We start from the raw sequence: 12,943 nt of genomic DNA, 5'->3' as shown, positions 1-12,943 counted from the left end.
GGGTCTTCAGTACACTCACCGCATCTCCGTTTTACCCATCCGAGTAACGTCATGGACGCACAGCAAACACGGCAGGGCATCTTCTTTGCTCTGGCCGCCTATTTTATTTGGGGTATCGCCCCGGCTTATTTCAAGCTGATCCAACAGGTACCCGCCGATGAGATCCTCACCCATCGGGTGATTTGGTCCTTCTTCTTTATGCTGGCGCTGATCTCGCTGGGCCGTAACTGGCCGAAGGTGCGTGCCGCCTGCCACGACCGCAAACGGCTGCTGCTGCTGGCGGTGACCGCAGTGCTGATCGGCGGTAACTGGTTGCTGTTCATTTGGGCGGTGAATAACCACCATATGCTGGAAGCCAGCCTGGGCTATTTCATTAATCCGCTGGTGAACGTGCTGCTGGGGATGTTGTTCCTGGGCGAACGCTTCCGCCGGATGCAGTGGTTGGCGGTGGCACTGGCTTTCGCGGGCGTACTGATCCAGCTATGGCAGTTCGGTTCGCTACCGATTATCGGCCTGGGGTTGGCATTCAGCTTTGCCTTCTACGGCCTGCTACGCAAGAAGATCGCCATCGATGCGCAGACCGGTATGCTGATCGAAACTCTTTGGCTGCTACCCGTGGCAGCGGCCTATCTGTTCCTGTTCGCTGACAGCCCGACCAGCCACCTCGGGGCCAATGCCTGGTCGCTGAACCTGTTGCTGGTGGCCGCCGGTATCGTCACCACCATACCGCTGCTGTTCTTTACCGCTGCAGCCACCCGTCTGCGCCTGTCGACGCTCGGCTTCTTCCAGTACCTTGGCCCTACGCTGATGTTCCTGCTGGCCGTCACCTTCTACGGTGAAACCATCGGTCAGGACAAACTGGTCACCTTCGGCTTTATCTGGGCGGCGCTGCTGCTGTTTATCCTCGACGCGCTCTACACCCAACGTAAACTGCGTTGATGCCAGAGCTAAGTTGAGGCCGGCGTGGCGTGGTTGGAAATAAACCGCGCCATCGCCGGCCCCGTCAGCAGAATCGTGAACAGCCGCAGCGTCTGCATCGCCATCACAAAAGACATATCCACCCGGCTGCCCGCCGCAATGATGGCCACGGTATCCAACCCGCCCGGACTGGTCGCCAGATAGGCCGTCATCAGATCTACCGGCAGAAAGTGCGTCAGCATCCACGCCAGCAGGCCGCAAAACAGCATCAGCGCGACGATCGACACCACCATCTGCGGCAGAGTCCGCAATGCCAGCAAAAATATCGGCCGGGTAAAACGCAGCCCGACGCTCCAGCCAATCAACGTATAGGCCAACGCCAACAGCCATTCCGGCACCTGCAGCGCCATAGTACCGCTGGAATGCAGTGCCGCACCGATGATCATCGGCAACAACAGTGCACCGGAAGGAATGCGCAGCCGGGGGCCCAACCAGGCACCGACAATGGCCACACCCAGCGTTGCCGGGAAGCGCCAGTCCAACGACGGAAACCACTCCAGCGCCGCACTACCGTGCCCCGCCTCATCACCCAGCCCAATGCGGGCCACCATAGCGGCTGCGGTCGCGACAAACAGCACCCGCAGATACTGCATAAAGGCCACCAGTCGAACGTCCGCGCCAAAATCCCCGGCCATTGCCACCATCGCCGACGCTCCGCCAGGCGATGAGCCCCAGGCACCGGTCGGCCCAGGCAAGCTGCTAAAACGCACCAGACACCAGCCGGAAATGCCACTGGCCAGCAGCGTAGCGATCAGCACCAGCAGCACCAGCGGCCAGTCGTCGAGTAACGGCGTGAGAATAGCGGGAGAAAGGCTTTGTGCAATCATACAGCCCAGCACCGCCTGGGCGGCGATAAACAGGTAACCGGGAATGCGAACCGAGGCCCCCAACAACCCCATGGCCACGCCGACAATCATCGGCCCCAGCAACAGCGCAGCGGGAATATGGAAAGTTTGCAGGCCAAACCCCAGCACCAGCGAAGCCAGCAGCAGGATCAACCATTGAATCAAGCGGGGGAACTTCTCCATCGACACGCACGCCTTAAGGACAGATAAGCTAAGCGGGCATTCTACCCTCATTTAGCAGGCTAATCTTTGGCAGCAGCAGAAATATCGGGCGAACAGGGTCGCCCGTCAGATTAAAGCCAGTTTTTGCGTTTGAAGTACAGATAGGGGGCCAGCCCCGCCAGGATCATCAGGCTGATGGCGCCAGGATAACCGAACGACCACTTCAACTCCGGCATAAACTCAAAGTTCATCCCGTAGCTTGAGGCCACCAGCGTGGGCGGCAGGAACACCACCGAAACCACCGAGAAGATCTTGATGATGCGGTTCTGTTCGATATTGATAAAGCCCATCGCCGCCTGCATCAGGAAGTTCACTTTCTGGAACAGAGATTCGTTATGCGGCAGCAGGGATTCGATATCGCGCAGCACTTCACGCGCCTGTTCCAACTGACCGGTCGGCAACCGCGCCTTACGCACCAGGAAGTTCAGCGCACGTTGGGTATCCATCAGGCACAAACGGACTTTCCAGCCGATATCTTCCAGCTCGGCCAGCGTCGACAGCGCCTCGTCGTATTCATCGCCCTGGTGGCCTTCCATGATCACCCTGCTGAGCTTTTCCAGATCGCTGTAGACGTTTTCAATCTCGTCCGCCAACTGCTCAATCTTGGTTTCGAACAGATCCAGCAACAGCTCGTAGGCGTTGCCGTCAACCATCGTCAGGTTACGGGCGCGCATGCGGTACAGGCGAAACGCCGGCAACTCGCGCTCACGCAAGGTATACAGGCGGCCATCGCGAATGGTGAAAGCCACGGTGGAGTTACCGGCATGGTCTTCCGCATCTTCAAAATAGAAGAAGGAGTGAATATGCAGGCCGTCTTCGTCTTCAAAAAAACGCGCGGAGGCTTCGATATCATCCAGCTCCGGGCGTGTTGCCAGGCTTTGGCCCAGCTCGTTTTGCACGCGCTCACGTTCGCCTTCTTCCGGCTCAACCAGGTCAACCCACAGTGACGTAGTGAGATCATCGGAGTCATCCAACTCCAGACGGGACAGGCGGCTGTTCTCTAATTTAAACGCGCTCAGCATCTGCTAAAACTCCCTTGGGGTGACAGGGGTAAACAACGCGTGGAAGCACAGAAACAGGGGGGATGTTGTATCACCAGCTTGTTTCAGACCATGAAGGATCTGACTCATAGCGACACATAAGCGGTCGCCGACAACCACGAAGGCTATCAGCTCAATGGGATAGCCTTAGAAGTTGTACCTGTTGTTGTCCAGGTCAGTGAGCCAGTATCTACTGGGTGTGTCCAAGGCGTATGTCCTCATTGATAATAGTGCGCGCATGTTACGCCGAGAAGAAAAAGTCTGTCAACCGGTTAGGTTCGATAATTGCGCAACAATTCATCGCCATAACCCATGGGGCAGAATCGGCTTAATCCACGATAAACAGTAACGAAATAGTCGCGGCGATCTCTGACCACGCACAGGAATGTTGCTAAGATTAGGCCACGATAAGCTTGCGGACTTTACTGATGAAACAGATTACCGCCCACGACCTGACGGCGATGAGTGAACAGGCCGCTAAAGTGGCACGCCTGCGCGCGCACCGTACCTTACACGAAGAGTTGAGCGACCCGGTGCAACGGCTGGCGATTGCCATGGAACCCGGCACCTATATCCGTCCCCACCGCCATCCGCAAACCTGGGAACTGCTGACGCCGCTGCGCGGCCGCTTTGTGGTGTTGCAGTTTGACGAGGACGGCGTCGTCACCCAACGCACCCTGCTTGGCGAAGAAACCAAAGTGCTGGAGATGCCGGCGTTTACCTGGCATGCCGTGCTGTCGGTTGATCCGGGCGGCGTGGTGTTCGAAGTGAAACAAGGACCCTATCAGGCTCTGTCGGAAGAAGACTGCATGCCGTGGGCACCGCAGGAAGGGGCTGAGGGTACTGAAGCAGTGATGCGTTGGTATGCTACCGCGCAGATTGGCGATCGCTATACCCGTTCTGTTTGATGTGGCTGCAGGGGCGGGTCCATTCGCCCCTGTTAGCGCCAGAGCTTAAACTGTCTCCAGACGGGCGTAGGCAGCCACCAGCCACTTGATCCCTTCACCCGGGAAAGCAACCTGCAGCCGACTGTGTTCGCCGCTGCCTTCCAGATTGACGATGGTCCCTTCACCAAACTTGGGATGGCGCACGCGCTGGCCCAGCTTGTAACCGGTGTCGTTTTCGCTGATCGGCGTGCCCATGCGACGATGGCTCACCGGGCGCGATACGCTGGCGCGCAAACGCACTTCTTCCACACACTCCTCCGGCAGTTCGCCGATGAAACGTGAAGGCCGGTGATAAACCTCTTTGCCGTACAGACGACGTGTTTCGGCATAGGTCAGCGTCAGTTTCTGCATGGCGCGGGTCAGACCAACGTAGGCCAGGCGGCGCTCTTCTTCCAGCCTGCCGCCTTCGTCTAGTGACATCTGGCTCGGGAACATCCCCTCTTCCATACCGACGATAAACACCTGCGGGAACTCCAGCCCCTTGGCCGAGTGCAGGGTCATCAACTGTACTGCGTCCTGATAAGCATCGGCCTGCCCCTCGCCCGCTTCCAGCGCAGCGTGTGACAGAAACGCCTGCAGCGGCATCAGATCCTGATCTTCATCCTGATAGCTGTACTGACGCGTTGCCGTCACCAGTTCTTCAAGGTTTTCGATACGTGCCTGACCTTTTTCGCCCTTCTCCTGCTCATACATGATGAACAGCCCCGAGTCGCGGATCACCCGGTCGGTCTGGACGTGCAACGGCATATCGGCGGTTTCGTGCGCCAGTGAGTCCAACAGTTCGGTAAAGCGTTGCAGCGCGGATGCCGCACGCCCGGCCAGCACTTTGTCCTGTAGCAGCACGCGGGTAGCCTGCCACATGGTCAATTGACGATCGCGGGCCGTGCGGCGCACCTCGTCCAGCGTCCGGTCGCCAATGCCGCGCGTCGGCGTATTCACCACGCGTTCGAAGGCAGCATCGTCGTTGCGGTTGGCTATCAGCCGCAGGTAGGCCAGGGCATCTTTGATCTCCTGACGCTCGAAGAAGCGTTGCCCGCCGTAAATGCGATATGGCATCGCCGTTTGCAGCAGTGCCTCTTCCAGCACGCGTGACTGGGCGTTACTACGATAAAGGATGGCGCAGTCATTCAGCGCACCGCCGTTTTCCTGCCAGGCTTTGATACGGCCCACCACAAAGCGCGACTCGTCGAGCTCGTTAAAGGCGCAGTAGATGGAGATAGGTTCGCCTTCGCCCCCTTCAGTCCACAGGTTTTTACCCATGCGGCCGCCGTTGTTGGCGATCAGGGTGTTGGCCGACTTCAGGATATTGCTGGTCGAACGGTAGTTCTGTTCCAAAAGCACGCTTTGCGCACCGGGGAAATCCTTCAGGAAGCGTTGGATATTCTCCACCTGAGCGCCGCGCCAGCCGTAGATCGACTGGTCATCGTCACCGACAATCATCACGTTGCTGTTATTGCCGGCCAGCAGGCGGATCCAGGCATACTGGATGCTGTTGGTATCCTGAAACTCGTCCACCAGCACGTTGGTGAAGCGTTCGCGGTAATGATTGAGGATATGTGGCTTGTTCAGCCACAGCTCATGGGCGCGCAGCAACAGTTCGGCAAAGTCCACCAGCCCGGCGCGATCGCAGGCTTCCTGGTAGGCCTGGTAGATTCGCAGCCAGGTCGCCTCCACCGGGTTGTTGTAGGTTTCAACATGCTGTGGACGCAGGCCCTCATCTTTTTTGCCGTTGATGTACCACATCGCCTGACGCGGCGGCCATTGTTTTTCATCGATATTCAGCGCTTTGACGATGCGTTTAAGCAGGCGGAACTGGTCGTCACTGTCGAGGATTTGGAAATCCTGCGGCAGGTTGGCATCCAAATGATGAGCACGCAGCAGCCGATGAGCCAGGCCGTGGAAGGTTCCGATCCACATGCCGCCCTGGCTGGTGCCAATCAGGTGTTCGATACGGTGGCGCATTTCCGCCGCCGCTTTGTTGGTGAACGTCACCGCCATAATCGAATACGGCGAGCAGTTCTCTACCGACAGCAGCCAGGCAATGCGATGCACCAGTACCCGGGTTTTACCGCTGCCCGCGCCGGCCAGTACCAACAGGTTGCCACGTGGCGCCGCCACGGCTTCGCGTTGTTTTTCATTCAGGCTGTCGAGCAGATCGGAAACGTCCATAGGCACCATTAATTGGTAAGGGAAAGCGCGTCAGAGACGCGATTCCACTGGGAATTTATACAGAGTTCTGGCAGGGATTATAACAATGCTGTCAGCGATGCCAACTGCGAAATCTCAATATGTGGTAGCAGACGGCTGTCGGCGGCCTGCATCAGGCTGCGCTGGCGGTCGTTGATCCAACAGGCCTGCAGGCCGGAGCGCAATGCCCCGGCGACGTCGGTGGTCAAATCATCACCCACGTGAAGAATGCTTTCAGGGGCAACACCTAACCGCTCAGCGGCCAGTTGATACATGTCCTGATAGGGCTTGGCGCGGCCATCCGGCCCGGAACGCAGCACAAACTGGAAGTAACCATCCAGCCCGCACAGCGCCGGATCGGCATTGCCGTTGGTGATAGCCACCAGCGGAAAACGTTCGCCCAGCGCCTTCAACGTAGCATGTGTCGCGTCCGGTACTTCGATACGGCTGCGCCACAGCGCAAAGTTCTGCATCGCCGCGTCGGCACCGTCGGCAGCTTCGGCATCACGTAGCCCCTGACGGCTCAGCGCCAAATGGATAGCGCGCCAGCGCCACTGGGTGACATCATGATAAATCTCCGGATCCTGTTCACGCAGTTCCTGGCGCAGGCGATGAAAATCCGCCGACTGGAAGTGGTTCAGCCCGGGATGATAGTTCTGCAGAAAGGCCACCGACTGCAGCTCGGTCTGTTTGATCACCGGGCGGTTGTCGTACAGCGTGTCGTCCAGATCAAAGGTCAGCGCCGCCAGCGGCCGCAACGGACGATAAAAATGCATCAGGATTTCCCCCGTTTGGCACGTGGATGCGCGGCATCGTACACGTTGGCCAGATGTTGAAAGTCGAGGTGGGTGTAGATTTGGGTGGTGGTCAGGTTGGCGTGACCGAGCAGTTCCTGCACCGCTCGCAGGTCGCCACTGGACTCCAACATATGGGTAGCAAACGAGTGGCGCAGCTTGTGCGGATGAATGTGACTGTTAACGCCCTGTTTGACGCCCCACTCGGCAAAACGCTTTTGCACGTTACGGGTCGAGATGCGTTTGCCCTGATTGGACAGAAACATCGCGTCGTCTGATGGCCCGAACAGATCGCGCATCGCCAGCCAGTGTTCAAGCCAGGTCACCGCAGTCCGCCCCACCGGCAGCTTGCGTTCCTTACTGCCCTTACCCAGCACCCAGATTTCACCGGCGGCCAGATCGACATGGCGACAATCCAGACCCACCAGTTCAGAAAGACGCAGCCCGGCACCGTACATGACTTCGAGCATGGCGCGATCGCGTACCGCCAGGGGATCGTTAAGATCGATATTCAGCAGCTGATTCATTTTATCGACGTCGATATTTTTCGGCAGATGACGGCCGCTGCGGGGCGTTCGGATCCCTTTGGCGGGGTTGGCAATCAGCATACCCTGGCTGACCTGCCAGTCGAGAAAACTGCGCAACGCCGACAGGCGCAGCGCGAGGCTGGATGACTGTAGCCCGGCGCGCTTACTGCGTGCCGCAAGCTGGCGGACTTTGGCGGCGTCCAGCACCGGCCACTCCGTCACGCCTATCTCCTGCGCCAGCACCATCAGCGCCTGCAGTTGACGTGAATAACTCAACTGGGTGAGCGGGCTAAGCTGACGCTCGACCTTCAGATAGCGCAAAAAAGCGTCCACCGGCTGTTGCAGGCTGGCCGCCAGCGGAGTCATGCGCGTTCGACCCAACGTTCCAGCAGTTCCGGTAACATGCGCGCCAGTTGATTAAGCATCACCGTGCCCATGCCTTGTTGATAGTGTTGCGTATCGCGGCTGCTGAAGATCACCATACCCAGCTCGCCGTCTTCACCCAGCATCGACAGCGCTACCGAGCCGACCAGCTTGGCCTGCGGCAGTAACAACAGCAACTCAGGGCCATTCAGGCTGCCGAGGAAATGCTGTTGGTCACCCAGGCGCTGAATGCGCAGCGGTTCAAACGACGAACGCGTCAGGGCAAGGTGGGTGAAATCGGAAGGCGCACCGATTTTCCAGCTTTCGGAAAACAGGCGGATATTGGCACCGGCCAAACCGAAACCGCGCGCCCAACGCTGCAGGCGGTTAAGCATATCCTGCAGGCTGTCGGCGGTAGCCAGATTGGCCTGTAAATGCAGCAGGCTGGCAAACAGCGTTTCGTTGGCGCTGGCCTGCTCCATCAGCAGGGTAATTTCTTCTTCCAGCCGGTTGATATGATTACGCTGGCGGGCCAGATGCCACTCGACCAACGACACGGTACCGCGAACGGGATGGGGAACGCGCATCTGTTCCACCAACCGCGCGTTGCGGATAAAGAAATCCGGGTTTTGCAGCAGAAACTGCATCACGGCGTCGTCGTCAAGCTCAATGCCTGCGACAGCCTGGTCCTCAACGCTCTTCATAGATGAATAAATCCGTCATATACATGGGTTGCCGGGCCGGTCATAAACAACGGGCTGCCCGGTCCTTTCCAGCGAATATGCAGGCTGCCGCCCGGCAGTTCTACATGCACCTCTTCCGACAGCAATTCCTGTTGGATCCCCACGGCCACCGCCGCACAGGCACCGCTTCCGCAGGCCTGGGTTTCGCCGGCACCGCGCTCATACACGCGCAGTTTGATGTGCTCACGACTGACAACTTGCATAAAACCAATATTGGCCCGCTCAGGGAAACGCTCATGCCCTTCCAGCACCGGGCCGAGCAACTCCACCTTGGCGGTTTTTACCTCATCTACCTGTAAAACACAATGCGGGTTGCCCATCGACACCACGCCGCACAGCACCGTATTCTCCGCCGCACGCATGATGTAAGTCTTTTCTTCTTTGGTCGCGCGGAAGGGCACAGTCTGAGGATCGAAGTTCGGCTCGCCCATATTCACGCACACCAGATCATCATCGGTGACGCTCAGCACCATGCGCCCGGTCTGGGTACTCACGCGAATATCGCGCTTGTTGGTCAGCCCTTTCAGCCGCACAAAGCGGGCAAAACAGCGAGCGCCGTTACCGCACTGCGCCACTTCACTGCCGTCGGCGTTAAAAATACGGTAGTGGAAATCCAGTTCCGGATCGTAAGGCGGTTCTACCACCAGCAGCTGGTCAAAGCCAACGCCCAGGTGCCGATCGGCCAAACGGCGGATCAGCTCGGGTGAAAAATAGACATTCTGTGTAACGGCATCGACCACCATAAAGTCGTTGCCCAGACCGTGCATTTTGGAGAACTGCATATCATACTCCGCTATCCGTCTTGGTTTGCGGTGGCCTGTGCCGCCGCAAACAAGGTGTTACTGAGCGCTCATCGACGGTTTTTGCTGAGAGCTGGAAAGTTCCTGCTGATTTTTCTGTACCTGCTCGCCAGTCTGAACCTGAGTGGCCGGTTTCTTAGTGCTGGCCGGATCGGCTGGAGGGAAGTACAGCGGGCCTTTCAGACCACAGCCGGAGAGCCCGGCAAGCAGAACTGCCATCAGCGCATAGCGTAGTTGTTTTTTCATTTGCATTAATGCCTGTAATTCATGCGTCCAAGGTCTCTATAATCGCAGGTGGATCATGAAAAGCAATAGGAATTGAATATGAACGACAGTGAGTTTCACCAGTTAGCTGACCAACTGATGCTTAATATTGAAGAGACACTGGACGATTTTGCTGGCGATGCGGATATCGATTACGAAACTAACGGCGGCGTAATGACGTTAAGCTTCGAAAATGGCACCAAAATTGTCATCAATCGCCAGGAGCCACTGCATCAGGTTTGGCTGGCGACCAAGACCGGCGGCTATCACTTTAACTACCGTGATGGCGTGTGGCTCTGCGATCGCAGCGATCGCGCCTTCTACCCGTTGCTGAGCGAAGCTGCCAGCGCGCAGGCAGGCGAAGCAGTGAAATTTGCCTGAAAATAACGGCATTCACAGGGGTTCAGCAAACGCGAGCCCCTGTAATGTCAGTGTAGCTGGAACTGCTGTTTCAGCGGCTGAGCGGAACCATCGGTCAGCGGCACACACAGGCTCGACAACACGTTGCTGCGGAACGGGATCACCTGAGTGCGGCCATCAAGCTGCACTATCTGGTAGAACTGCGGCAAATTGAAGTTGATAAAGCTGGAGCCGTAGGTGAAGCGATCGTGCGAGGAAGAATAGAAACGGCTGACGTCACGCACCAGCTCTTCTTTACTGCCTTCACAATGGTGGTAAACCTCAACCCGGTTCGACTCATCCAGAATATAGATGTTAAAGCCCTTGTCGTCCGAGGTGTCTTCAAAGAAGAACTGAATGATCCCCTCACTGGCGAAGCCATCCACAACCGGCGGCAAATGCACCTGATCGGTTTCCACTTTGATCGACAGGCCGTGCAATTTGTTGTTGGAAATAGCGCCATAGAATTCCACCGCGTTTTCCAGCTTCTGTACCGATACGCTTAACCGTTCGAAGAACAGGCCCCAGGTCTGACCGGCAACGCGTACCGCTTTAAAGCGGCCCGGCTCCAGTCGGGTACTCGACAGGCGCAGTTCAATGCACTCCGACACCAATTGCTGGATGCGGGTACGGATCAGGCCGCGCAGATGCTGACTGTAGCAGAATACTTCTACCGATTCCGGCGGGGCGGCGTCCTGATGCATTTTGCCAAGAATGGTCTTCAAGGCTTCCAACACCGATTGCTCACCGCTGAAATGCAGAGTACGCACTTCGTTCCAGGAGTTGCGGTACAGCAGGTCGATACTGCCCACCAGGCATTGCTGCTGCTGGCCGAAGCTGAACACGTCAAGCTTGCGGAAATCGAAATGCACCACCTGATTGCGGAAGGCGGCGGTCGGATCGTTTTCCAGATTGACGATAATCGCCAGATGGCGAATTTCACACGGGCTGTACAAGGCTTTTGGCGTAGGTGCGGCCAGCCGCAGCGGGAAGTGGTGCGACACGTCGGCCACCAGTTCCTGCAGTTTGGCGGTATCGCACAGATTGCCGCTCTTGATGTGTAAACGGGTCTTCGGCGTCAGCAGGCCGTTGAAATAGGCCCAGGCCACCAGTTTGTTCAGGTAGCGGTTATATTCCAGCGGTTGATGGCTGACGATCGAGTCCATGGCCGGTGCCTGATTGTACAGGTACCAGCCGGTGCGGTTGGCGCGGCCAATCGGCACGTGAATAAAGGTTAAATCGTCTTCTGACAGGTCCGGCGAGATCTGCGGGTTCACCAACGTCACCTTGCCGGGCAGCGCTTCAAACGCGGCGTACAGCTTGCGGGTCAGCACGCCGATATCCTGCGGGCTGGCACTGACGCTGAGGTTATTACGACGGGCAAAGCGGATCAGGTTGCGATAGCTTTGCATCATCGCATCCAACAGTTCGTTGTGCGCTTCACGCACCCGTTCGATTTTCCAGTTGGCGCGGTTATCCAGGATCGCCAGACGCTCTTCGTCCCAGCCCCATTCGCTGACCAACTGGCTGAGGATCTCACGACGCCAGCCGACGCAGGCATTAGCGCGCGAAAGTTTTTCACAGACTTTCAGGTAGAAACAGCGGCGGACCAGATCGAGGCGGGTGGTATCGTTGATTTCATTCAGATAATGCGTAACGCGTTCGAGCATCATACAGTAGGAGTCGAGACCGAAGCAGACGATTTCGCCCTGATGCAGGCGTTGCTTGATGTCCATCGCCAACAGCTGGGTATTCGGGTATTCCCAGGAATAGGCTTCCAGCAGCAGGGTCTTCAACACCGCCTTGTAAGGCGAGTCGATGCTTTTGTACAGCTGCCACAGGCTGGCGCCGAAGTATTCTTCCGCCGACAGCGTGCTCAGGCCGCCGAGATCCAGCCACTCGTTCGGCGTTAGCGCACCTTGCGAGTACAGCGACAGCACATACTCATCGTAATGCGCTTCTTCTTCGCCCGGCACCATGTTCCACAAAATGCGTTTGCCGGCCAGGCGCACCGCGGTGCGGTAAAATTCGTCCAGCAGCAGGATATGTTGGGTGGAACCGCAGTCTTCACCGCCCAGGCTGCCACTTTCGTTATGGCGGAAGCGGTTTTCATCGATCAGGAAGAAGCTGACTTCCACCCCCATCGACGCCGCCCACTTTTCCAACAGGCTGCATTTCTGCTGCAGGCGGTTACGCTCTTCGTTGTCCAGCCAGGACTGGTGGCACACCCAGATGTCGAGATCCGAGCTGCAACTCTGGCCGATCGACGACGTGCTGCCCATCGAATAAACCCCGGTAATCGGCAGTTCACCGCTGGCCAGCTTGTCAAACGGGCTGCCCCATTTGTCTTCTAAATCGTTGAGGTATTCTTGCTGGGTTTCATCAGGCGTGTAGATACAGACGCCATGGGGAACGTTACCGTTCAGATAACCTGGCATCAGTGGGTGGTGGTGGTGCAGTAAGGTAGGCAGCAGACTGTATACCCGTTGGAACGCGGGCTTCATGGCCGCTAGGGCGCGATCGATGCGTAATTGATTGATCGCATCCAGTCTCTGCTTCAGTGTCTCGATGTAGAGGTACAAGACGTCTCGCCTGATTATCCCGGTATTTAGAAAAAAACCCGTATTCCATAAGCGCCGTTAGTGTTGGAAGAATATTTGGCAACTTATTGCTGGAAACGTGATCAATCTAACACCTTGCTGATTGACCGTAAAGGAGGTAACGCTTCACTATTATTGTTGCGCCACTCCAAACGATTTACCCGCAGTGTTAACTGCCCCAAAACACATCACACGTCCCGTTGATTCCGTTGTCCTTTATTCGCCTGTGGCTTC

At 57.3% G+C, this 12,943-nt stretch carries 12 protein-coding genes; 3 read left to right on the top strand and 9 right to left on the bottom strand.

The features are described from left to right. Positions 1-51 precede the first annotated feature (51 nt). A complete protein-coding gene (rarD, locus tag NHG65_RS00815; RefSeq protein ID WP_099062171.1) occupies positions 52-939 on the top strand; it encodes an EamA family transporter RarD in 888 nt (295 codons plus the stop codon). 8 nt (positions 940-947) lie between these two features. Here the strand turns inward: rarD and NHG65_RS00810 are convergent, their stop codons facing one another. Then, the gene (locus NHG65_RS00810; RefSeq protein ID WP_099062172.1) at positions 948-2,006 is read right to left on the bottom strand and encodes an AbrB family transcriptional regulator; all 1,059 of its coding nucleotides are present in this window, start codon (positions 2,004-2,006) and stop codon (positions 948-950) included. Positions 2,007-2,116: 110 nt separating this feature from the next. Further along, positions 2,117-3,067 carry a magnesium/cobalt transporter CorA gene (gene corA / locus NHG65_RS00805; protein WP_085116483.1) on the bottom strand — a complete coding sequence of 317 codons (951 nt, stop codon included), beginning with the start codon at positions 3,065-3,067 and terminating at the stop codon, positions 2,117-2,119. A gap of 446 nt (positions 3,068-3,513) precedes the next feature. Here corA and NHG65_RS00800 point away from each other — a divergent pair, with 446 nt between their 5' ends. Beyond that, positions 3,514-3,993, top strand: a complete 480-nt coding sequence (locus NHG65_RS00800; RefSeq protein ID WP_499182838.1) for a WbuC family cupin fold metalloprotein — start codon at positions 3,514-3,516, stop codon at positions 3,991-3,993. Positions 3,994-4,038: 45 nt separating this feature from the next. Here the strand turns inward: NHG65_RS00800 and uvrD are convergent, their stop codons facing one another. From uvrD to lptM, 6 genes are all read right to left on the bottom strand, one after another. Next, positions 4,039-6,201 carry a DNA helicase II gene (uvrD, locus tag NHG65_RS00795; protein ID WP_099062270.1) on the bottom strand — a complete coding sequence of 721 codons (2,163 nt, stop codon included), beginning with the start codon at positions 6,199-6,201 and terminating at the stop codon, positions 4,039-4,041. Between the two features lie 77 nt (positions 6,202-6,278). Further along, entirely contained in the window at positions 6,279-6,995 is a 717-nt protein-coding gene (gene yigB, locus NHG65_RS00790) for a 5-amino-6-(5-phospho-D-ribitylamino)uracil phosphatase YigB (RefSeq protein WP_099062174.1), read from the bottom strand. After that, complete coding sequence (gene xerC, locus NHG65_RS00785; protein ID WP_499182837.1) at positions 6,995-7,906, bottom strand: tyrosine recombinase XerC; 912 nt, start codon at positions 7,904-7,906, stop codon at positions 6,995-6,997. The genes yigB and xerC overlap by 1 nt, the downstream gene beginning before the upstream one ends. Further along, complete coding sequence (locus NHG65_RS00780) at positions 7,903-8,607, bottom strand: DUF484 domain-containing protein (protein WP_207978568.1); 705 nt, start codon at positions 8,605-8,607, stop codon at positions 7,903-7,905. The genes xerC and NHG65_RS00780 overlap by 4 nt, the downstream gene beginning before the upstream one ends. Continuing rightward, on the bottom strand, positions 8,604-9,428 hold the full coding sequence (gene dapF, locus NHG65_RS00775; RefSeq protein ID WP_099062177.1) for a diaminopimelate epimerase: 825 nt from the start codon (positions 9,426-9,428) through the stop codon (positions 8,604-8,606). Before dapF ends, NHG65_RS00780 begins: the two co-directional genes overlap by 4 nt. Before the next feature lie 57 nt (positions 9,429-9,485). Continuing rightward, positions 9,486-9,692, bottom strand: coding sequence for an LPS translocon maturation chaperone LptM (lptM, locus tag NHG65_RS00770; RefSeq protein WP_017891271.1), 207 nt, complete (start codon positions 9,690-9,692; stop codon positions 9,486-9,488). A 78-nt stretch (positions 9,693-9,770) separates the two neighbouring features. Between lptM and cyaY the strand changes: the two genes are divergently transcribed. Further along, complete coding sequence (gene cyaY / locus NHG65_RS00765; RefSeq protein WP_099062178.1) at positions 9,771-10,091, top strand: iron donor protein CyaY; 321 nt, start codon at positions 9,771-9,773, stop codon at positions 10,089-10,091. Positions 10,092-10,138: 47 nt separating this feature from the next. On the opposite strand, the gene NHG65_RS00760 is transcribed toward cyaY, so the two are convergent. Beyond that, positions 10,139-12,691: a class I adenylate cyclase gene (locus NHG65_RS00760; protein WP_283602415.1), complete on the bottom strand. Its 2,553-nt coding sequence runs from the start codon at positions 12,689-12,691 to the stop codon at positions 10,139-10,141. Between the last annotated feature and the right edge of the window lie 252 nt (positions 12,692-12,943).

The organism is Serratia myotis (genome assembly GCF_027474885.1).
Taxonomy (GTDB): domain Bacteria; phylum Pseudomonadota; class Gammaproteobacteria; order Enterobacterales; family Enterobacteriaceae; genus Serratia; species Serratia proteamaculans.
Note: the sequence above shows the minus strand (reverse complement) of the source record. Positions and strands in the feature narration are given on the sequence as shown.

Bases quoted from the DNA above. Each gene is read 5' to 3' on its own strand.
- rarD (WP_099062171.1), top strand. From the start codon at position 52: ATGGACGCACAGCAAACACGGCAGGGCATCTTCTTTGCTCTGGCCGCC.
- NHG65_RS00810 (WP_099062172.1), bottom strand. From the start codon at position 2,006: ATGGAGAAGTTCCCCCGCTTGATTCAATGGTTGATCCTGCTGCTGGCT.
- corA (WP_085116483.1), bottom strand. From the start codon at position 3,067: ATGCTGAGCGCGTTTAAATTAGAGAACAGCCGCCTGTCCCGTCTGGAG.
- NHG65_RS00800 (WP_499182838.1), top strand. From the start codon at position 3,514: ATGAAACAGATTACCGCCCACGACCTGACGGCGATGAGTGAACAGGCC.
- uvrD (WP_099062270.1), bottom strand. From the start codon at position 6,201: ATGGACGTTTCCGATCTGCTCGACAGCCTGAATGAAAAACAACGCGAA.
- yigB (WP_099062174.1), bottom strand. From the start codon at position 6,995: ATGCATTTTTATCGTCCGTTGCGGCCGCTGGCGGCGCTGACCTTTGAT.
- xerC (WP_499182837.1), bottom strand. From the start codon at position 7,906: ATGACTCCGCTGGCGGCCAGCCTGCAACAGCCGGTGGACGCTTTTTTG.
- NHG65_RS00780 (WP_207978568.1), bottom strand. From the start codon at position 8,607: ATGAAGAGCGTTGAGGACCAGGCTGTCGCAGGCATTGAGCTTGACGAC.
- dapF (WP_099062177.1), bottom strand. From the start codon at position 9,428: ATGCAGTTCTCCAAAATGCACGGTCTGGGCAACGACTTTATGGTGGTC.
- lptM (WP_017891271.1), bottom strand. From the start codon at position 9,692: ATGAAAAAACAACTACGCTATGCGCTGATGGCAGTTCTGCTTGCCGGG.
- cyaY (WP_099062178.1), top strand. From the start codon at position 9,771: ATGAACGACAGTGAGTTTCACCAGTTAGCTGACCAACTGATGCTTAAT.